This is a genomic window from Rhizobium sp. CBN3 (genome assembly GCF_030518245.1).
GTDB lineage: Bacteria > Pseudomonadota > Alphaproteobacteria > Rhizobiales > Rhizobiaceae > Rhizobium > Rhizobium aethiopicum_A.
On record NZ_JAULSE010000106.1, the window covers coordinates 1 to 446 of the forward strand.

The 446-nt window shown below is 53.1% G+C and carries 1 protein-coding gene; it reads right to left on the minus strand.

Translation table 11 applies throughout. The features are described from left to right. The gene (locus QWJ46_RS31165; protein ID WP_184459303.1) at positions 1 to 216 is read right to left on the minus strand and encodes a hypothetical protein; all 216 of its coding nucleotides are present in this window, start codon (positions 214 to 216) and stop codon (positions 1 to 3) included. Between the last annotated feature and the right edge of the window lie 230 nt (positions 217 to 446).

The window sequence follows — 446 nt, forward strand, 5'->3', positions numbered from 1 at the left end:
TCAGTGCGAGCTGATCGCACGACCGCTGGAGGCGAGATGCTCTGTAATGGCGCGCCGGATTTCGATAACCGTGTCGAAGAGCCTGTTGTCCAGGTCGATGACATTGAAGCGGACAGCGATGAATTTGAGGCGGTTTTCGACAGGGACCGCGATCCCGACTTCCTGACCATTGAATACGACAGCTTGCTTTTGCATAACAAACCTCGGGCGCGCCATACGGGAGCACCATCTTAGAAAAGTGGAAGAAAGGGTTACGACGCGTCAGATTGCGGTCGTAGGTCGGTATCGGATCGAGACGAGATCACGCATTCGCTGCACCATTGCGAAGAAACGAAGTCGGACAAACAACGTCATCATCCTCCCTCAAGCAAGGTCAAACCACCGCTGAGTATCGCTGGCGAGGGCCGGTTATTTCGGAACTCTTCTATAAAAAACGTAGTCGAGAA